Below are 15,058 nucleotides of genomic sequence, written 5' to 3'. Positions count from 1 at the left end.
GTGGGGTCAGAGCTTGCCGGCGCGCTCACGGTTGGTCTTGGCGCGGTGGCAGTGCGGTGGCGTGCGGTCATGCACAGCAGCGAGGTTGCTGGGTGCATTGGTGCCGCCTCTCGCGAGTGAGGTGAGGTGATCCACTGTGTCGGCGCCGGGGTTGCCGCAGATGTAGCACACCCAGTTGTCGCGCTCGAGGATGGATTCCCTGAGTTTATCCCAGCCCGGTGGGCGCTGCCATCGGTTGGTAACTACCCATGACGTGGTGTGGTCGGGGCAGTAGGTGGTGTGCTTGATCAGGTTGGCGCAGCCCGGTGATGGGCAACGGCGCGACGCCTTGGGCATTGCCTACCCGGCGGCGGTCAGCTACCGGCCGAGCCAGTGACGGCACCGATGATGGCGTGAGGGATACGGAAGTTGTCCCACGTGATGGCTTCCCAGAGCAGTCCGAACAAGAACCCGGCCATTATTCACTCCTGTCACAAAACATACCGATGAATTCGATGCGACCAGCGGAAACGTCGCGCTTACCAGTGGACAGACTCTTCGACGCTGCGTGCCGCGCGAGCGGTTACGAGCACCTTGCTCCCTGCGGGCTGCCACCGCTCCACCACCCCGTACCAGACGTCCGGCTCCACACCTTCTTCCACATCGGGGTCACCGATCGCCACCAGGAACCGGTCGCCGGCCACCGTGCCCTGAAGGCGGGCGGCGAACTCTCCCTGCTCGACGCTGAACACCCGAGAACGGGGATCGCTGGTGTCGACCAGCTGGGCGCCGGAGATCACCTGAGAGCCCTGCTGGGGGTCCTGGCGGTCGTTGATGCGGATCACTGCGGCTTCCATTCGCTCTGGTAGTCGGGGTGGTCGGACCAGATCGCGGCGATCGGCGCGAACATCGCGTCCATCTCCGAACTGGGCGTGCCGATGTTTACGGCGAGACTTCCCGCATCACGCATCAGCAACCGAATCGCGGTGCACTGGCGAAGCACATGAGCGGGATCGTGGCGGGCGATGTGGTCGGACAGCCGTCCGAGTTCAGGCGCGAGGAAGACGCCCGAGGAGTCTGCGACAGTGGTCGCGTGCGTGCCGTCCTGCTCGTATCGCATCACGTCCCAATTGGGTTCGATGCGAGCGGGGCCCTCTACCGCCCAGCGTGCTTGCTGTTCGTCCTCGGCGAGGCGCGCGGCGATGAAGTCCTCTATGTCGATCACTTCTCGCCCTTCAGTTCTGCGACCTTCGCGCGGACACGCTCTACACACATGGCGAAGGCTTCGGTCTTGGACGGGTCGGTGCATTCGATGCCGCGGGGGTGGAACGCGCACCAGCGACCGTCGTTGAGCTGCTTGACCTCGATATCGTCGATGTCCCAGAACTCTTCGGCGTCCGGGATCTCCGGCCAAGACCCGTCTTCGTTGCGGTACAGGTGCTTGCCCTGGTCAGAGGCTCCCGAGGGGACGCCTGGTGTGGCTATCCAGCGGATGGTGGCGTTCTCGGGATGGAACTCGACGCCGCGCTGGATCAGGTACTCCGCTACGCGGATAGCGCCGCCGATCTGCATCGACGTCGGTCCGGCGAGTTTCCTGCCGTTGGGAGCGTGCCACTCCGGGAGATGAATGACCATCAGCTCTTGAGCGAGGGCCACCACTCTCGGGTCCTGCTCCGGCACGTTCGCCGGCGTCGGAAGCTTGCCCTCCATCGCGGCCTGGATGAACGCCTTGAACTCGGGCGAGACGAACTCGCCGCCCATCTTCTCGTACCCGGGCGGGGGTGTGCGTTGGTCGCGTCCTTCGTGGCCGCGGAACCTGGCCTCTCGGACGACCTTCTCTTCGCTCACACCCTGCCCTTCAGTCATCGGATCGCTTCTTCGCGTTGTGCGCCGCGAATGAAGCTTCAGCGTTGGCGTACAGCGACAGCAGGATCACGAACAGCACGCTGTCCTTCCACCACAGAAGGGCGGGGGCAGCGAGGACGATCCACAACCACCCAAGGATCAGGTGGCGGCGCTCAAGCCAGCGCTTAGCGGTAGATGTCGACATGGAAACGGCGGATCAGGAAGCGGGTGAAACGAAGCACGAGGGCGTCCCAGATGTCGGCTAGGTTGCTCACCGACGGCCGCGTCCGAGATCCCGACGCCGCCATTGGCGCTCTACCGCTGCCGATGCGGCAGCCGGGTCCATGCCGTAGTTGTTGACTGTCATGGCGGGCTTCAGCGGGCAGCTGGACCCGTCGGCGAACACGATCTGCTTGACCTCGGCGGCCATCTCCTCGACCGTCGGCCGGTAGATGCGCTGCCCGGTACGGATGAACCAGCCTGCGATCCTCTTGCGCATCAGTTGGCCTCTTCTCGGTGCTCAGATGGCGCTGTACCGCAACAACCAGTGATCTCCCCGGTTCGCTTGTCCCGGAACACGGTGGTGCGGCTGTTGGGCAAGTGGATGGCCTCGAACTCCACCTGAGGAGGTGGGAGTGGGTAGAGACGGTCGGCCCAGCGGCGGAGATAGCGGGCCAGCCAGTACTTCACAGCGGCAGGAACCCGATCGGTGCCACGTACTCCAGCGTCCGCAGGGGGGCGGGATGGAGCAGGAGACGGATAAGGGAGTACAGGTCCACAGAGGGGCTCCTCACGGCTGAAAAAGATGCCCGCAGGTCAGACGCCTGACGGGGCGAATTGCCGAATGGATCTGAAAAAGGATTGTGGGAAGCGCGGACACAACACGCGCGAACGCGCTCAGCGTAGCATCCGGCGGGGGTGCTAAGAAGTCGGGCCGGTCAGCTCGCCTCAGCGTGTCGCTGCCGGATCGGCACCGACAGATGGGCGTCCAACACCTCTCCGACCACGTACAACTTCGGCCAGCCTGGATGCCACGGGCCCGGTACGGGCTTGATCTTCTCGGACCGCTTCAGCACCTTTATGCGGCCGGGCGTGAGGTGACGGTATTCCTCGCCGAGTTCCTTGGCCAGTGCGACGATCCCCATGGCGTTGAGCCGCAGTTCGCGGGCGCGAGCGACCTTCTCATGGTCCACGTCCATTACGGGACGCTGCGGAGGGCAGACGATCCATTCAGCGGCCTGCACAACGTCCCTGAGGCCGGGGTAGGCGGCTTCCGCGCCTTCGGTCATGCCCAGCGCGATGATGTTGCGCTCCAGCCATCGTGCGAGCCCTGGCGTGGACGTTGGGCCGGTGTAGTCGATGGCGCGCTGCTCGCATGTCAACCGCACCCAGCCCGACAGTTCATTGTGCAGAGCATCAGCCGCTTCAGCAGCGCCGACGTGGTACGGCAAAGGCTGCTCGGATGGCCGGCGCGGTTTGCGGGAGCGGCCTACCTCGCCGAGCCGTGCCTGCTTCGTGACGGCGATGCCGAGTTCGAGCGCGAGCGCTGGAATCCCATGCAGCAGTTCACGTAGCTGCTTGACCTCTTGACGGTCGATGAACATGTGGTTCGGATTATCCAACGACCGCACGTTGCCCATGGATAGCAGTCTATCGATCTTCGCCGCGGAACTCGAGTCGCCACACATCCAGGTCAAACCCCGGAAAGCACCAAGGCCACCCCGCTAGAAGGAGTGGCCTTGCCAGTGCGGCAGCGATGCGAACTGGTTGTCAGGGATACACGGTAGCGGATCAGTCCGACGAACCCCAGTCCTTGATGATGCGTTCGTTCTCCGGGTGATACACGCCCGCCGTTGAGCGGCGCCACTCGACGACCTTGATCTGCACGCGCTCGGGCGGTCCAGCCAGGGCCGCACCCTCGCGCGCCTCCTCCTCGGTCTTGTAGCTCTCCCACTCGGCGGATCGACGCCCGTCCGGGTGGCGCAGTCTCACCTGGTACGCCACCGTGCCCTCGTCGGCCGCTGCGGCAGCCTTAAGGGCCCCAGCGGCGGCGCGGACTCTGGCCCTGATCCAGGCTTGAACGCCGAGGTCCGGAACGACACCGGCCGGGCCTTCGATGCAGTCGAAGGAGTCGTACTCGCTACGGTCGGCTTCCCATGCCATCTCAAGGGCTTCCTGCAAAGACTCGCACGGGTTCGCTTCCAGCTTGTCCCAGCCGGTACTCCAGACGAGATACCGACCAGCGGGACCAGTGGACTCGCCATCTGTCCGGATGACGTACTCACTCGCGATGTCGCTCACGGCTTCTCCTCCCCAATCGTGATCGTCCATACGCCGTTCTCGACGATGACGGGGTCCTGGATGACGCCGGTGAACGTCGTGCCGTCGAGGTCGACCCAGCGCACGCGTTCACCTCCGCCCAGGAGTCGCATGTAGTCGCCGCTGTAGGGCTTGTCGCTCATGGCTTCTCCTCGTCGCGCTTGGCCTCGGCCTTGAGCACCGCGTCGGCAACAGCGGCTCGGACGCTCGTCGTCCAGGCTTGGCCGAGGGCGTTCATCTTGGCGGCGAACTCCTCTCCCCATGCGTTCAGGTTGCGGCTCAGCCTCACCAAGGCTTCGGTTTGTTCCTTGCTCAGGATGTCGCTCACGGCTTCTCCGTCTCGTCGGCATACGGTGCCTCATCCTGGATGAAGCCCTCTGCGAGTTCGACCAGGCAGCGCAGAATCGGCCCCCGCTTCCAATCCTTCTGGCCACGCGGCCAATCACTCGACCCATACGCGGGATACGACCAGTCTCGCGCGATCACCCGATAGGTTTCACCAGCTATGTCGTGGGCGACAAGCCAAACAGTGTCGCCGACTGTGGGCGGATGGGCGGTGTGGATCGACCCGTCCTGGTGGTAGCTGTCTATCCACAGGCGTGTGTAGTTGAACATGCCGGGGTGATCGGGTGCGGGGCTGCGCAGTTCGAAGCTGCATCGAACCTCGTCGGTCACGGGGTCTCCGTCTCGTCGGTGGGCTCGGGATAGATGGAGGCCAGGGCGCGCAGGAACAGCTCGCCAGCGATCCGATACCCCATCCATGATGCGCGGAACTCTGGATCCTCCAATGCGGGATCATCGTCGGACGGCAGCCTGCGCTGATAGTCGGCGATCACCTCCCGTATCGCCTCCACCCGGTCCAGTGTGGCCTGGGGGCATTGGCGGGCGATGTGATGCGCTTCGGACGCCAGCGGCCAGCCCTCGTCGTAGACGATGGTGTGCGTACCGGACTCCTCCATCCCCCACTCGGGATCGGCGGGGGTGAACGGTCCACCAGCCACGCCTTTGCCGTCTGAGCGCCATTCTGCCGCGCGTTCGGCCGCTGCCCGTGCGAGTTGTTCGTCTCGGTCGAGCCCGGCACGCAGGCGGGACAACGGGGTATCAGAGGTCATGGCGCCACCTTCTCCGGCATGAAGATCAGCGTCGGGCGCTCCTGATCCGGGCCTTTGTCGTACCAGCCATCCGGGCGCGAGTCCTCATACAGGGAGTAGCCGAGGAAGTCGCCCGGCGAGTGGTCCAGCCACGGCGAGATCCACTCCAAGAACTCATCGACCGGCACATACTTCGCGGAAGCGTGGCAGATCAGCTCATGCCGCTCATACGATGCCTGGGCTCGCTTGAACTGAACACGTCGGCTGATCTGATACACCGCGCCGCCCGAGCAGAACATTCGCTCCCAGCCGCGCGCCTCATCGAAGAACGGATGATTGTCATACGGCTGCCACGGGTCGGGCTCGCCGTTCTTGACGGTGTCATCGCCGTTCGCGATGTGGTCGAGCCAGTCCAGCAGTTCGGCAGGGGCGTCGCGCTTCACGTGGGCGCGGACGAAAACCTCGGTGTACGTACCCACTACAGGTCACCGCCGATCGGGTGGCGGTCGGTAGGATTTGTCATTGGCTGAATCTCTCTCGTCGTCATCCCGAAACCCGCCATGAGCAGGGCCATTCGGGAACCCGGTCCCTCATCTCCTTCAGCCTTTCGAGGAAGGCGTCGTAGCTGCCCCAACCGTTCGCGGGATTCATGGCCCGGAACCGATCAGGCTCAGCCTCCAACCCGGCGATGATCTTCGTGAGGAACTCGGCCCCTTCCTTGCCCTCCATCCCGTCCAGGATTTCCCACCAGGACTGCCACTCGCGACCGTCCGCCTTGGGAAACAGGACTTCCTTGCCGACGGGCAGGTCGGTGGCCTCATCGGGGTGGACGATCGCGTTCGCCATCCGGTTGCAGTTATGCGTAAAATTCCAGTCGCCTTCGACGTGACCGCGGTCATCGATCAGGGTGGCGTCCCAGCTCATGGGTGCGTTCCTTCCTCGGCGGGCGGGATATCATCGCCGTAATCCAAGACCGTGGTCTGGTCGTCCTTGCTGAAGCTTTTGAAGTCGCCCACGATCGTCGAATACACCCGCACCCGACCGGGCAGGTTCAACTCCCGGGCATACGAGAGAGCGGCAACTTCGCTGAAGGTGGTTTCATAGACACCCTCATGCTCGCCGTCCAGGCTGCGTACAACGACGCGGTAGCGGACCCTTCCGCGGTCGGATTCCCGCCGCGCCAGCCACCGGTTGCTCTCCTCGCGGCTCAGCTTGTCCAGCCAGCGCTGCACATCGCGCGCGGGGACATCTCCCGCTGGGCCTTCGATGTGTTCGAAGATCGAGTACTCACTCGACTCGTGCCGCTGCGCGTCCTCGAGCGCTTCCTGTAACGACTCGGCGGTCTCGACTTCGAGGCGGCTTCCGCTGTGCCAGACCAGATACTGGCCTTCAGGGCCGGTCGACTCCCCGTAGAGGTTCACTCGATATGGACCGGGATCAGCAGCATCGGTCATGGTCGAGCTCCTTCCCCTGCGGACATCCACTCGGGACGGAAGTCGGGATGGTCAGACCAGATCGCGGCGAGCGCCACCTGACCCCGGTCCCAGAGGTCATACACGCGGCGTGGGAACGCGAGCAGCTTGGTCGCTGTCTCCTCAGGCGCGACATGACGCTGCCGAAGCTGGCGGAGCCGGGACCGGTGCCGCGCCGATCCATCTCGGCATTGAACAGGGCTCGCCTGATGGTCTCGAGGTCGGCGGCGCGCTCGGTCAGTCTCGCCTCGATGAATTCCTCGAGGATGGGCGGCTCGGTAGGATTTGTCATTGGCTGAATCTCTCTTCTCGTCGTGCAGATTCGGTCCGTGGCCGGGTGGTGTACAGACCCCCGGCCACGCTCAATTTTACCAGGTCACACGGCATTTCACGCCGCCTCGGCGGTCAGGTCTGCGACGGTGATCCACACTCCCGGTTGACACCCCGGATCGGCAAGCCTCTTGCTCGCGTGCAACTCCACCACCTGCGCGTCGGAATCGAACGCGATACCCGTCAAGGCATCGAAAATCGCGCGCACAAGCTTGTCCAGATCGGGCTTCTTGATCGCCGGTGGGGTGCGGGTCTTCGGGGCGGACTTCGGGCGTGGCATCACGAACGTCAGATCCACCACGACCGGACCGGACAGCAGCGGCCAATGCTCGTTGTGCACAGCGAGGGCCACGCGTTCACGCCATGGGCCGACCGCGGCGGACGACTCGATCATGCGGCCGTGACCGACGTGCCTCTTGCTGCCCTGCGGTGCTGGCACGCCAGGGATGAACAGGCGGCCCATCACTTGGACCCCTTCCGGATTGTCAGCCGCCCCACCCCGGTGATGGTCCACACCTGCACGTCGACAGTCGGCGGCCCGGCGTGAATCGAGACAAGGGCGGGATGCCGGAACTCCTGCCCCCGCATGACTGACAGAGCCGAGTACACCGAACTCTTGTTGAGGTGCAGGGCGGTGATGATCTGGCGAGCGGAGCGTGGTTTGCCGTCAGCGAGTAGGCGCAGGATCGCCTGCTCGACGGGACCAGCGCCGTGGGTGTATCTCACGGCTGCACCTCCCGCAGCTCGGCGGCCGTGCTGGGCCGATCCAGCGCGCGGATGGTCGGGCACGGGTACATCTGCCAGTTGCCGGCGTCGGTGCCACACCCAGAGCACACCTGAGTGAGACGCCCGCCGGGGTAGCGGACGTTGAGGGCTTCGATCGGCTCGTGCACCTTCCTCACGCGGTCGAACTGCGCCTCCAGCTCGGCGATGCGAGCTTGCGCAATCACCAGGTCGTCCTTGCGGTCGCGCGCCAACTCCAGCATCGCATCGAGCTTTTCCAGCGCTGCGTCGAAGAGGTTCATGTGGTGGCCGCACTCCAGCCGCCACCACGCATTGTTGTCGGCTTCGTACACCCGGCGGAACTCGTCGAGGGATGGAGTCTGGTCAGTCATCGGGTCTCTCCGTCCAGCCGGTAGGTGTGCGCGGCGAACTCGATGAAGTCATCCCGGACACGGCGGGTCTCTTCGATCTCCGCCTCCAGAACCTCGCGGTCACCGGGGTAGTTCTCCTCGCCGCGCCATGTCTCGAGCATGTTCAGGCGCGCGGTCTGCTCAGCGATCCACTCGGCGGGGGTCACGGCCGCTCTCCGTCCTCATCGAACACCTCGGCGCCGCACTCCTGGCAGACGCTCTCGCCCACCCGGACGGTGTGGTCCCATTCGTAGCCACAGCCGCCGAGTTCGGCGGCCTCGTCGGTGGTCTTCACGGCTGCTCTCCGTTCTCGGGCAGCGGGGACCACGCCAGCGTCGAGCGGAACACCGGCTGCACCAAGCCCTCCCCGAGCACGAAACGACGTGCGCGGGCGGCAAGTCGGGCGACCTCCGCGTCGGCGGCGCCCCACCTGTTCACCCCAGACGGTCCACGATGCTCCCAGGCGTACTCCAGGCCGACGACCTCACCCTGGGGGACGACCAGGAACTGTTCGGCGATCATGTCCGCCACATGCTCGGCGTGCTCGACGCTGGTCATGAACTCCAGGCCGGGGCAGGCAGTGCAGCCGATGCTGATACGGCCGGTGAGCTGATGGTCGGAGATGACGCGGGCGAGGACTTCTCGGGTGCTCATTCGGTGGCCTTCGCTTTCTCGGCGTCGATTTCCCGCTGCCGGGCACGCGTGTCCCGCATCTGCTCCTGCACCATTCCGTCCTTGACGCCCTGCTCGTAGATGTCACGCGCGAGCTGGTGAAGCGAGCACACACCGGAGTTGTCCAGTGGGGTCCGGTTCTCGTAGTCCTTGGCGGCGCGAAGCTCCGCGCTGACGTACCGCTCGACAAGATCGATGACCTCGCGGGGTTCGATCCAGTTGTCGCTCACGCGTCGACCTCCGCCTTCTTCCGCGCCCGGAACGGTTCGCCCTTCGGCTGCACACCCTTCGCCAGGCAGGCCGGGCAGATGTCGCCGAACAGCTTCGCGGTGAACCATCCCCGCTTCTGGAACAACTCCAGCGGCGGGGAGGTCGGGAACGGTTCGGAGGTGGTGGGGCAACCGGGCTGGTCGCACACCATCACCCAGTCGTGGTTCTTCTCGCTGATCCACTGGCGGGTCATCGACGTGCCTCCTCATCGCATCCGCACGTCGGGGTGTGAAGATCGCCGTGCTTGCCGTTCGAGGCGAGTGGCCGGTGCTCGTCCAGCACGTCGATGAGGTGCTGGATGACATCCCGCGTCCGGGAATCCGGCGCATGGAACTGCTGGCTACACAGGCATTCGCGCAGCCACTTCGGGGACCAGACCTTCGGGTAGCTCATTCGGTGTCTCCGTCCTGGAACTGCGCCGCGAGCTTCCGCAGGGTTGAGGACGCACGGGCATGGATCGCCCGCAAGTCGCCCTGCGAAGCATCCGCACAGTCGTCGTGCTCGTACACGTCGCTGAACTCGAGCCCGTAGGTGAGGACGGTCCGAACGACATCGTTTGCGATGCGGTCGATTTCAGTGCTGTCCATCGGTGTCTCCGTTCTCGGGGGTCCACAGGACGGTCACGGGCCCGTGGCCCAGCAGTTGGGCGCTGCTCTCACCGGCCGTGCCCGCTTCCCAGATGGCCCCGCCGTCGTAGTCGCGATCCGTCATCTGCCAGCCGATGGTGTTGTGAGTGAGCACGATCGACAGTTCGGGCAGCGCGTCCAACTCGGCCGGGTCGGTGATCACCCGGCGTCCGTTGACGGCTGCCACGATGCGTTCCGCCCACTCATCCGCCCAGATCGGCAGTTCGGGGGTGAGGGCGTCCAGGCTGCCGGTGCCGTGGTCGACCCACAGTGCGCGGTCGATGATGCGGAGGGTTTCGCGGTCACTCGATCTGTTGTTGGTCATGCCCGCTCCGGGGGTTTGGTCAGGTCGTACACGTGCACCATGTCGAGCCACCACTCTTCGTCGGTGAGGATTCGGTTGAGGTGGGTACCGCAGGCGAACCATCGGGTGATGAACTCAAGGTCGCCGCGTATGTCGAAGGTTCCTTCTGCCTGGGCTATCGACCATCGGGCGAACGCTTCGCATCGGTCGCATTTCGAGTAGTGCGGGTCCGGATCATCGACAGACGACCAAGCCCAGGCAGGCTTGTTCGCGCGCTCGGCCTGCGGGGTGTCGCGGTCACTCGCCATCGTCAAAGCCTCCGAACGGATCCCAGCCGTCGCTATCGGCCATCACGGTCTCCTCGTCGTCGCACTCGGCTAGCGCCGGGGCGATGACGCCGAACTCTTCGGGGTCGTAGGTGTCGCTCATTCGGCGGGCCTTTCGGTGATGTCGAACAGTGAAGGCCCTTGGATAATCCGGCGTCCTTCACGATCGATCGCGGAAACTTTCAGCCCTTCGGCCTCAGGTTTGAAAACCACCACAACCGAGGGGAAAGGCGCGTTGTGTGCTGTCGCCTCGCCGTTTTCACGACGCTCGTCGTGCCGAGCGCACGAGAAGTGGAGCCGACGCTTGATGAACCGCAGCTCAGCGGCGTGCATGACATGGTCGTGCCAGTACCCAGTGTCAGTGCGGGCAGGTATCAAGCAGACAACCGTTGCTCCGACAAGGGACTCCATGTGCGCCTTGGCAATCCAATGCTTCATTTCGCGGCCATAGGGCGGGTTCATAAACACCGTGTGCGGCGCCCATGATTGCGCCAGGCCATCATCTCGGCGCGTGAAAAAGGCCGCGCACTTCGCATTTTCACGACTAGCGCAGGGGTCCAGCGAAAATCGGAACTCTGCATTCAGCGCATCGAACAGTGGTTGAGGAGTCGGCCATTCGTCGGTGGTTGAAGTGAACAGACCGGCATTAACTGTTCCCATCGCCGGGCCCTTCGGGGATGTCGGGGGCGTGGAGGACGGTCCAGGGGAACGACTCCGGCAGATCCTTGGCGACCTCCGCGACGGTCATTCTGAACGTGGCCGCGAAATCCAGGACGGTGTGCATCCCACGCCACTCGCCTGCCCCACCGTGGTCGATCGAACAGATGGTGCCGTTGCAGGAACGGATCACCGAGCCGGTGGGCAGGATGGCCAGACCTTCGGGGGTCTCGATCCGCTCGGCGGGTGGACGCCAGCCAGCCGCGAGGATGGCTTCGGCGACCTCGTGCTCATTGGAGACGATGCCGCTGCCGGGTCGGGACAAGGCGGAGTGCAGGACGAGCGAGGCGAGGGCGTCACGGTGCCCTGCTTTGCCGCCTCCTGGCTCCGTGGCGGGCCGAACAGTCGGGGTCTGGTGTCTCCGGGTGGTCTGAGGGCTCACAGAGCCTCACCGCCCTCGGACACGAGCCGGTAACCGGTGGACGTCGGCCACATCCGGTCCACCTTGATGCGGACGGTGCGTCCGGGCTTCGCCGGTTTCCCCCCGATCTCGGTCACGGGCTCGCACACCGCGCGTCGGACAAAGCCCATCTCGATCGCGACGACCTTCAGGGTGCGTCCCTCGCTGCGTGGGTCGTTGTCGGCCCACACCTGTCCGACACGGATCTCCGTGCCGTGCTTGTTGGTGATCGAGTCGGTCATTTGGTGTCTCCGATCTGGGATTCCCCATCAGTGGGGGTAGTTTCTTCAGCCGTGGGAATGCCTTCCCGGGTCAGAAGAAGGCGCATCGTGTCGTTCAAAACGGCGTTCACCCGCTTCACCCACTCGTCGGCGCGGTCGTGATGCGCCGCATGAAGATCCGCGTCGGCGACATAGGCGCCACACCTCGGGCAGGAGGACGGACCAGGATGCGGATTACTGGGGGCCGGATCGGCCGCTGACGGCCCGGCGGGGGCTTGCGGTACCCGGATGATCCGCAAGGGCTTCGTGCTCATTCACTTTCTCCGAACTCGAAACGCGCAGACCGAGCCGCGCGGAATGCAGCGACCAGAAGGGGATGGTTGGTCCCGGTCTGATCGAAAGTGCCGATGTGAGGGATGAACCCGATGACGCCTGGACGGATGAACCAGCGGACAGGCGTCCCGCCAGCGTGCTCGATCCGCGGCGGGTCCAGAGCATCCCGAGGAATCCCGCCGTGCACGAGGTACACCTGCCGCGCGGTTGCCTGAAGCAGCTCCCAGCACAGGTCGCGCTCGGCAGGCGTGGGCGCGGCGCCCTTCACCTCCCACCACACCCCGTCGCCGAGGTCGAGCAGGAAGTCCGGCAGGTACGGGCCTGAAGGCAGGTCGAAGCCCTGCGGCTCGTACTCCCAGCCGATGCCGAGGTAGTCGAAGAACCGAGCCCACCTCGCTTCGATGCGGGAGCGGAAGCGGCAACCGCCGTAGCGGGTTTCGATCGGCTTGATGGTTTCGGTCATGCGGTCCTCGGCAATGTCGCGTAGTAGTCCGGGTCCGCGGGCATCCACGGCAGGATGTGGGAGTGCTGGAGTTTCGACGGCCACGACCGCTCCTCACGAGAACCGCGCCAGGACACGACGTCCACCACCGACGCGCGTGACCCGCCGGGATCGGTCTTGGATCGCAGCAGACCGAACCCGAACTCCGGCCACCGCCGGAAAAGGCTCGACCCGAGGGGGCGCATCATCCGGTCCCCGTTGGGGTCGGTCGCGTTACCGGCGTGCGCTTCGGTCAGCAACGCGAAACCGTGCCGCTCCCGGAGACCGTCGAGCACCCACACGAGTTCACGCGCTGCGGTCTCGTCGCTCGGGTTGGCGTGGTGCAGCTTGTACAGCGGGCCCAGCACCAGAAGATCCGGCGCCGTCTCCACGATCGCCCGCTCCAACCATGCGGCGTCCGCACCCGACAGCAGGTCGATACCGGCCGGGCGCATGTCGATGAACATCCGCTCCGACCAGTTCACCGGCGACAGGCCATGCTTGTGACGGGCGGCGTCGACCTGGCCGATCATCCACTTGAACCGGCGCCGCGACTGCGCCGGCGAGTTCTCGCAATCCACCACCAGCACACGGATGTGCCTATCCCCCGAGCCCAGCGGTTCGCCGGTGAACGGATGGGTGCCGCCCGCCATGCAGGTAGCGAGCTGGGTGCACAGCACCGTCTTGCCGCCACCCTCCGCGCCGGTGAGCACGATGCGTTCCATCCGCTCCAGCAGGCCGGGGATCAGCCAGCTGCGTTCGTCCTGCACCGCGAGAAACTCCCCCATCGGGGTCGGCGGCGCGATCGTGAGGTCGGCGGCGATCTGCTCCGCCTCGTCGCACGCCCGCCGCGCCTCCGACACAGCGCTGGCTATGTCAGCTCGGTCCACACCAGACGACCACGCCGCCTCCATCCGCTGCGCCAGCCTGGTGGCCGCCTCCGACAGCTTCCGAGCCGCCGACAGATCCCGGATGCGTTGCGCCAGCAGCGGCGCCGACTCCGGCATCCACGCCGCCTGCACCGCGTCGAACACCGCCGCCGGGTTGATCCGCGCCGGAACCAGGCCACGAGACTGCGCCTCGACCAGGACGGTGTTCGGGTCGACCGGGCGGTTGGCGGCCAGCATCTCCGCGATCACGATCGCGATGTGCCGGGACGACGGGACGTACCAGTCATCCGGCCGGATCGCGAGGAAGTGCTGGCGGCACAGCTCCGGCGACATCAGCGTCACGCCGATGAGCGCCTTCTCCGCGGTCGGGTCGTAGGGGTTCTCCAGCCCTTCGTCTAGTCCTGCCACAGCCGCCCCGTCTCACTCGTGCCAGTGGCGGTGCGGGTCGGGCGGGCATTCATCAGCCAGCGGGCGAACGCGGCGTTCCACACCACAGCGCGACGGTCGTTCTCCTCGGCATGGAGGCGGAAGTTGTGCGCCTCGTGCTCCAGATTGATCCCACGCTCCCCGCAGTACCGCCGGTGCGTGTCAGTCGGTGCCCAGTCATCGGGCAGGCGAGTGGCGCGACGCTTTCGTTGCTTCGAGTGGGACTCGGAAGTGTGTGAAGCCGAAGGCGCCCCAAGATCTTTTACCTCTGTTTCGAAGGACTCTCTTTCGTGCGTCACCGGTGTCCCTACCCCTACCCCCACCGGTGTCCCTACGGGTGGCGTCACCGGTGTCCCTACCGTCTGGTCACCGGTGTCCCTAGGGGTAGCGTCACCAGTGACGCCACCCCCCTCCCGATTCGGTACAGATGGCACGTTGTGAATCACGTACCCGGACGGCGCCGGGATGGGGTGATCGAGGTCCCTGGCGAACACGTATTCCTTGCCCTGTGGGTCGCTCCACCGGTGACGGATCGTCACCGCGCCGACGTCCTCCAACTCACGCAGCGCACGGTCGATCGACTTCACGGACGTCCGCAGCTTCACGGCCAGCTTCGCCCGCGACGGCCGAGCCGCGGTCAACGAAGGTCCCGCGTGCCGACGCAGCCGCGCATACAGCCGCACAGCCCGGTCGGAGATTTCGGCGTCGATCACCCACTCCGGGACGATCGCGAAGTAGCCGTCGATGGCGACATCGAACTCGTCGTTCTCGGTCACTGGCTCACCCCGTCCTCTTCGCCGGGGCTGGACTTGGCGCGAGCGATGGCGGAGCGGACACCGGACTCGGACATGCCGACGGCCTCGGCCATCTCGGCGGCCGTCATTCCGTAGCGGTCGCCGAGCAGCAGGTACCGGACCTTGCTCAGCGCGACAGCCTGCTCTTGGCGGCGGATGGAATCGAGCATGTCGACCAGATAGGTGCGAGGCTCAGAAACGCCGATTGGCGGATCGGCAGGCGAGGAGTCAGAGGGTATGGGTATCCTCATGAGCACCCCCTTTCCGGTAGAGCGGTGAGGGGTAGGCCCTGGGCTCGCGGTTCCGATCGGTGCTTCCAACACCTTTCGGTCCCACCCGGGGCCGTCTTCATTTTACCGGGCAAACGGTCTGCACTCGAGCCGCCACGGCGTGTTGTTTCGAACGAATGTGCGGTCATTGCAACGGAAG

36 protein-coding genes are annotated in these 15,058 nt (G+C 65.3%); all 36 read right to left on the bottom strand.

Annotated elements, in window-relative coordinates:
- Window positions 1-6: 6 nt before the first annotated feature.
- Window positions 7-336, bottom strand: a complete 330-nt coding sequence (locus tag ON19_RS41070; protein WP_083899842.1) for an HNH endonuclease — start codon at window positions 334-336, stop codon at window positions 7-9.
- A 182-nt stretch (window positions 337-518) separates the two neighbouring features.
- Window positions 519-824: a hypothetical protein gene (locus ON19_RS34155; protein WP_157229986.1), complete on the bottom strand. Its 306-nt coding sequence runs from the start codon at window positions 822-824 to the stop codon at window positions 519-521.
- Complete coding sequence (locus tag ON19_RS34150) at window positions 821-1,204, bottom strand: DUF6221 family protein (protein WP_043702523.1); 384 nt, start codon at window positions 1,202-1,204, stop codon at window positions 821-823. The genes ON19_RS34155 and ON19_RS34150 overlap by 4 nt, the downstream gene beginning before the upstream one ends.
- Complete coding sequence (locus ON19_RS34145; protein WP_157229985.1) at window positions 1,201-1,845, bottom strand: hypothetical protein; 645 nt, start codon at window positions 1,843-1,845, stop codon at window positions 1,201-1,203. The genes ON19_RS34150 and ON19_RS34145 overlap by 4 nt, the downstream gene beginning before the upstream one ends.
- Entirely contained in the window at window positions 1,838-1,972 is a 135-nt protein-coding gene (locus tag ON19_RS44250; protein WP_255218446.1) for a hypothetical protein, read from the bottom strand. The genes ON19_RS34145 and ON19_RS44250 overlap by 8 nt, the downstream gene beginning before the upstream one ends.
- Before the next feature lie 123 nt (window positions 1,973-2,095).
- Window positions 2,096-2,323, bottom strand: a complete 228-nt coding sequence (locus tag ON19_RS34135; RefSeq protein WP_043702514.1) for a hypothetical protein — start codon at window positions 2,321-2,323, stop codon at window positions 2,096-2,098.
- A gap of 439 nt (window positions 2,324-2,762) precedes the next feature.
- Window positions 2,763-3,464 carry a hypothetical protein gene (locus tag ON19_RS39445; RefSeq protein ID WP_051169586.1) on the bottom strand — a complete coding sequence of 234 codons (702 nt, stop codon included), beginning with the start codon at window positions 3,462-3,464 and terminating at the stop codon, window positions 2,763-2,765.
- Window positions 3,465-3,615: 151 nt separating this feature from the next.
- Window positions 3,616-4,125, bottom strand: coding sequence for a hypothetical protein (locus ON19_RS34125; protein ID WP_043702512.1), 510 nt, complete (start codon window positions 4,123-4,125; stop codon window positions 3,616-3,618).
- The gene (locus ON19_RS42530; RefSeq protein ID WP_157229984.1) at window positions 4,122-4,286 is read right to left on the bottom strand and encodes a hypothetical protein; all 165 of its coding nucleotides are present in this window, start codon (window positions 4,284-4,286) and stop codon (window positions 4,122-4,124) included. Before ON19_RS42530 ends, ON19_RS34125 begins: the two co-directional genes overlap by 4 nt.
- On the bottom strand, window positions 4,283-4,471 hold the full coding sequence (locus ON19_RS34120) for a hypothetical protein (protein ID WP_043702510.1): 189 nt from the start codon (window positions 4,469-4,471) through the stop codon (window positions 4,283-4,285). The genes ON19_RS42530 and ON19_RS34120 overlap by 4 nt, the downstream gene beginning before the upstream one ends.
- On the bottom strand, window positions 4,468-4,818 hold the full coding sequence (locus ON19_RS34115) for a hypothetical protein (protein ID WP_043702507.1): 351 nt from the start codon (window positions 4,816-4,818) through the stop codon (window positions 4,468-4,470). Before ON19_RS34115 ends, ON19_RS34120 begins: the two co-directional genes overlap by 4 nt.
- Window positions 4,815-5,255 (bottom strand): DUF6221 family protein, encoded by a 441-nt coding sequence (locus ON19_RS34110; protein ID WP_157229983.1) that lies wholly within the window; start codon window positions 5,253-5,255, stop codon window positions 4,815-4,817. Before ON19_RS34110 ends, ON19_RS34115 begins: the two co-directional genes overlap by 4 nt.
- On the bottom strand, window positions 5,252-5,677 hold the full coding sequence (locus ON19_RS34105) for a hypothetical protein (protein ID WP_157229982.1): 426 nt from the start codon (window positions 5,675-5,677) through the stop codon (window positions 5,252-5,254). The genes ON19_RS34110 and ON19_RS34105 overlap by 4 nt, the downstream gene beginning before the upstream one ends.
- A gap of 100 nt (window positions 5,678-5,777) precedes the next feature.
- A complete protein-coding gene (locus ON19_RS34100) occupies window positions 5,778-6,158 on the bottom strand; it encodes a hypothetical protein (protein ID WP_043702499.1) in 381 nt (126 codons plus the stop codon).
- Complete coding sequence (locus ON19_RS34095) at window positions 6,155-6,688, bottom strand: hypothetical protein (RefSeq protein ID WP_157229981.1); 534 nt, start codon at window positions 6,686-6,688, stop codon at window positions 6,155-6,157. The genes ON19_RS34100 and ON19_RS34095 overlap by 4 nt, the downstream gene beginning before the upstream one ends.
- A gap of 406 nt (window positions 6,689-7,094) precedes the next feature.
- Window positions 7,095-7,475: a RusA family crossover junction endodeoxyribonuclease gene (locus ON19_RS34090; protein WP_255218445.1), complete on the bottom strand. Its 381-nt coding sequence runs from the start codon at window positions 7,473-7,475 to the stop codon at window positions 7,095-7,097.
- Between the two features lie 23 nt (window positions 7,476-7,498).
- Window positions 7,499-7,762: an ArsR family transcriptional regulator gene (locus ON19_RS34085; protein WP_043702492.1), complete on the bottom strand. Its 264-nt coding sequence runs from the start codon at window positions 7,760-7,762 to the stop codon at window positions 7,499-7,501.
- On the bottom strand, window positions 7,759-8,151 hold the full coding sequence (locus tag ON19_RS34080; RefSeq protein ID WP_043702490.1) for a hypothetical protein: 393 nt from the start codon (window positions 8,149-8,151) through the stop codon (window positions 7,759-7,761). Before ON19_RS34080 ends, ON19_RS34085 begins: the two co-directional genes overlap by 4 nt.
- Window positions 8,148-8,336, bottom strand: coding sequence for a hypothetical protein (locus tag ON19_RS34075; RefSeq protein ID WP_043702488.1), 189 nt, complete (start codon window positions 8,334-8,336; stop codon window positions 8,148-8,150). The genes ON19_RS34080 and ON19_RS34075 overlap by 4 nt, the downstream gene beginning before the upstream one ends.
- Window positions 8,333-8,464: a hypothetical protein gene (locus ON19_RS44245; protein WP_255218444.1), complete on the bottom strand. Its 132-nt coding sequence runs from the start codon at window positions 8,462-8,464 to the stop codon at window positions 8,333-8,335. Before ON19_RS44245 ends, ON19_RS34075 begins: the two co-directional genes overlap by 4 nt.
- The gene (locus ON19_RS34070; RefSeq protein WP_043702485.1) at window positions 8,461-8,823 is read right to left on the bottom strand and encodes a hypothetical protein; all 363 of its coding nucleotides are present in this window, start codon (window positions 8,821-8,823) and stop codon (window positions 8,461-8,463) included. The genes ON19_RS44245 and ON19_RS34070 overlap by 4 nt, the downstream gene beginning before the upstream one ends.
- Complete coding sequence (locus ON19_RS34065) at window positions 8,820-9,071, bottom strand: hypothetical protein (protein WP_043702483.1); 252 nt, start codon at window positions 9,069-9,071, stop codon at window positions 8,820-8,822. Before ON19_RS34065 ends, ON19_RS34070 begins: the two co-directional genes overlap by 4 nt.
- Window positions 9,068-9,304, bottom strand: a complete 237-nt coding sequence (locus ON19_RS34060; protein WP_043702481.1) for a hypothetical protein — start codon at window positions 9,302-9,304, stop codon at window positions 9,068-9,070. The genes ON19_RS34065 and ON19_RS34060 overlap by 4 nt, the downstream gene beginning before the upstream one ends.
- On the bottom strand, window positions 9,301-9,504 hold the full coding sequence (locus ON19_RS34055) for a hypothetical protein (RefSeq protein WP_043702479.1): 204 nt from the start codon (window positions 9,502-9,504) through the stop codon (window positions 9,301-9,303). The genes ON19_RS34060 and ON19_RS34055 overlap by 4 nt, the downstream gene beginning before the upstream one ends.
- Entirely contained in the window at window positions 9,501-9,698 is a 198-nt protein-coding gene (locus ON19_RS34050) for a hypothetical protein (protein WP_043702477.1), read from the bottom strand. Before ON19_RS34050 ends, ON19_RS34055 begins: the two co-directional genes overlap by 4 nt.
- Complete coding sequence (locus ON19_RS34045; protein WP_043702474.1) at window positions 9,685-10,062, bottom strand: hypothetical protein; 378 nt, start codon at window positions 10,060-10,062, stop codon at window positions 9,685-9,687. Before ON19_RS34045 ends, ON19_RS34050 begins: the two co-directional genes overlap by 14 nt.
- Window positions 10,059-10,349, bottom strand: coding sequence for a hypothetical protein (locus tag ON19_RS34040; protein ID WP_043702471.1), 291 nt, complete (start codon window positions 10,347-10,349; stop codon window positions 10,059-10,061). Before ON19_RS34040 ends, ON19_RS34045 begins: the two co-directional genes overlap by 4 nt.
- Window positions 10,339-10,470 carry a hypothetical protein gene (locus tag ON19_RS44240; protein ID WP_255218443.1) on the bottom strand — a complete coding sequence of 44 codons (132 nt, stop codon included), beginning with the start codon at window positions 10,468-10,470 and terminating at the stop codon, window positions 10,339-10,341. The genes ON19_RS34040 and ON19_RS44240 overlap by 11 nt, the downstream gene beginning before the upstream one ends.
- Window positions 10,467-11,027 (bottom strand): DNA N-6-adenine-methyltransferase, encoded by a 561-nt coding sequence (locus tag ON19_RS41065; protein WP_083899841.1) that lies wholly within the window; start codon window positions 11,025-11,027, stop codon window positions 10,467-10,469. The genes ON19_RS44240 and ON19_RS41065 overlap by 4 nt, the downstream gene beginning before the upstream one ends.
- Complete coding sequence (locus tag ON19_RS34035) at window positions 11,014-11,466, bottom strand: hypothetical protein (RefSeq protein ID WP_157229980.1); 453 nt, start codon at window positions 11,464-11,466, stop codon at window positions 11,014-11,016. Before ON19_RS34035 ends, ON19_RS41065 begins: the two co-directional genes overlap by 14 nt.
- On the bottom strand, window positions 11,463-11,726 hold the full coding sequence (locus ON19_RS34030; RefSeq protein ID WP_043702464.1) for a hypothetical protein: 264 nt from the start codon (window positions 11,724-11,726) through the stop codon (window positions 11,463-11,465). Before ON19_RS34030 ends, ON19_RS34035 begins: the two co-directional genes overlap by 4 nt.
- The gene (locus tag ON19_RS42525) at window positions 11,723-12,019 is read right to left on the bottom strand and encodes a hypothetical protein (RefSeq protein WP_157229979.1); all 297 of its coding nucleotides are present in this window, start codon (window positions 12,017-12,019) and stop codon (window positions 11,723-11,725) included. Before ON19_RS42525 ends, ON19_RS34030 begins: the two co-directional genes overlap by 4 nt.
- Window positions 12,016-12,501, bottom strand: coding sequence for a PDDEXK family nuclease (locus ON19_RS34025; protein ID WP_043702462.1), 486 nt, complete (start codon window positions 12,499-12,501; stop codon window positions 12,016-12,018). The genes ON19_RS42525 and ON19_RS34025 overlap by 4 nt, the downstream gene beginning before the upstream one ends.
- Window positions 12,498-13,817: an AAA family ATPase gene (locus ON19_RS34020; RefSeq protein WP_051169585.1), complete on the bottom strand. Its 1,320-nt coding sequence runs from the start codon at window positions 13,815-13,817 to the stop codon at window positions 12,498-12,500. Before ON19_RS34020 ends, ON19_RS34025 begins: the two co-directional genes overlap by 4 nt.
- Complete coding sequence (locus ON19_RS34015; protein WP_043702459.1) at window positions 13,805-14,611, bottom strand: helix-turn-helix domain-containing protein; 807 nt, start codon at window positions 14,609-14,611, stop codon at window positions 13,805-13,807. The genes ON19_RS34020 and ON19_RS34015 overlap by 13 nt, the downstream gene beginning before the upstream one ends.
- Window positions 14,608-14,799 (bottom strand): sigma factor-like helix-turn-helix DNA-binding protein, encoded by a 192-nt coding sequence (locus ON19_RS34010; RefSeq protein WP_043702456.1) that lies wholly within the window; start codon window positions 14,797-14,799, stop codon window positions 14,608-14,610. The genes ON19_RS34015 and ON19_RS34010 overlap by 4 nt, the downstream gene beginning before the upstream one ends.
- Window positions 14,800-15,058: the final 259 nt, after the last annotated feature.

Source organism: Nocardia abscessus NBRC 100374 (assembly GCF_000308455.1).
In the GTDB taxonomy this organism is placed as follows: Bacteria; Actinomycetota; Actinomycetes; order Mycobacteriales; family Mycobacteriaceae; genus Nocardia; species Nocardia abscessus.
The sequence above is the reverse complement of the archived record's forward strand: the minus strand, read 5'-3'. Positions and strand labels throughout refer to the sequence as shown.

Coding starts and splice junctions, on each gene's coding strand:
- ON19_RS34025 (WP_043702462.1), bottom strand. CDS start 12,501: ATGACCGAAACCATCAAGCCGATCGAAACCCGCTACGGCGGTTGCCGC.
- ON19_RS42525 (WP_157229979.1), bottom strand. CDS start 12,019: ATGAGCACGAAGCCCTTGCGGATCATCCGGGTACCGCAAGCCCCCGCC.
- ON19_RS41070 (WP_083899842.1), bottom strand. CDS start 336: ATGCCCAAGGCGTCGCGCCGTTGCCCATCACCGGGCTGCGCCAACCTG.
- ON19_RS34095 (WP_157229981.1), bottom strand. CDS start 6,688: ATGACCGATGCTGCTGATCCCGGTCCATATCGAGTGAACCTCTACGGG.
- ON19_RS41065 (WP_083899841.1), bottom strand. CDS start 11,027: ATGGGAACAGTTAATGCCGGTCTGTTCACTTCAACCACCGACGAATGG.
- ON19_RS34135 (WP_043702514.1), bottom strand. CDS start 2,323: ATGCGCAAGAGGATCGCAGGCTGGTTCATCCGTACCGGGCAGCGCATC.
- ON19_RS34045 (WP_043702474.1), bottom strand. CDS start 10,062: ATGACCAACAACAGATCGAGTGACCGCGAAACCCTCCGCATCATCGAC.
- ON19_RS39445 (WP_051169586.1), bottom strand. CDS start 3,464: ATGGGCAACGTGCGGTCGTTGGATAATCCGAACCACATGTTCATCGAC.
- ON19_RS34040 (WP_043702471.1), bottom strand. CDS start 10,349: ATGGCGAGTGACCGCGACACCCCGCAGGCCGAGCGCGCGAACAAGCCT.
- ON19_RS34080 (WP_043702490.1), bottom strand. CDS start 8,151: ATGACTGACCAGACTCCATCCCTCGACGAGTTCCGCCGGGTGTACGAA.
- ON19_RS34145 (WP_157229985.1), bottom strand. CDS start 1,845: ATGACTGAAGGGCAGGGTGTGAGCGAAGAGAAGGTCGTCCGAGAGGCC.
- ON19_RS34055 (WP_043702479.1), bottom strand. CDS start 9,504: ATGAGCTACCCGAAGGTCTGGTCCCCGAAGTGGCTGCGCGAATGCCTG.
- ON19_RS34060 (WP_043702481.1), bottom strand. CDS start 9,304: ATGACCCGCCAGTGGATCAGCGAGAAGAACCACGACTGGGTGATGGTG.
- ON19_RS34030 (WP_043702464.1), bottom strand. CDS start 11,726: ATGACCGACTCGATCACCAACAAGCACGGCACGGAGATCCGTGTCGGA.
- ON19_RS42530 (WP_157229984.1), bottom strand. CDS start 4,286: ATGAGCGACAAGCCCTACAGCGGCGACTACATGCGACTCCTGGGCGGA.
- ON19_RS44240 (WP_255218443.1), bottom strand. CDS start 10,470: ATGAGCGACACCTACGACCCCGAAGAGTTCGGCGTCATCGCCCCGGCG.
- ON19_RS34070 (WP_043702485.1), bottom strand. CDS start 8,823: ATGAGCACCCGAGAAGTCCTCGCCCGCGTCATCTCCGACCATCAGCTC.
- ON19_RS34110 (WP_157229983.1), bottom strand. CDS start 5,255: ATGACCTCTGATACCCCGTTGTCCCGCCTGCGTGCCGGGCTCGACCGA.
- ON19_RS34050 (WP_043702477.1), bottom strand. CDS start 9,698: ATGGACAGCACTGAAATCGACCGCATCGCAAACGATGTCGTTCGGACC.
- ON19_RS34100 (WP_043702499.1), bottom strand. CDS start 6,158: ATGAGCTGGGACGCCACCCTGATCGATGACCGCGGTCACGTCGAAGGC.
- ON19_RS34010 (WP_043702456.1), bottom strand. CDS start 14,799: ATGCTCGATTCCATCCGCCGCCAAGAGCAGGCTGTCGCGCTGAGCAAG.